The sequence below is a fragment of the Pseudomonas sp. IT-P218 genome (assembly GCF_949767605.1).
Classification (GTDB): domain Bacteria; phylum Pseudomonadota; class Gammaproteobacteria; order Pseudomonadales; family Pseudomonadaceae; genus Aquipseudomonas; species Aquipseudomonas putida_AE.
The window spans coordinates 1-206 of the sequence record NZ_CATKQQ010000095.1 but is presented as its reverse complement, the minus strand read 5'-3'; the positions used below and the strand labels follow the sequence as shown (position 1 = coordinate 206).

The 206-nt window shown below is 65.0% G+C and carries 1 protein-coding gene; it reads left to right on the top strand.

The features are described 5' to 3' along the window. Window positions 1-206: hypothetical protein (locus ACM6I6_RS29055; protein WP_414921149.1), on the top strand; the 206-nt coding region annotated here is incomplete at both ends.

Below are 206 nucleotides of genomic sequence, written 5' to 3'. Positions count from 1 at the left end.
CTTCAGCCACGACGACCGCCTGCAGATCGACGTCGTCGAATTCCACGACGACCAGCGTCACTACCAGTTCGGCGTAAAGCTGCCGTTGCGTGCGCCGGCCGGTTTCGCCAGCGGCGAGGACGGCGTGTGGGGCCTGCAAACCCGTCACCAGGTGGTGGAGAAATCCATCAACTTCCGCGCCTATCATCACCGCGATGCCCGGGCCC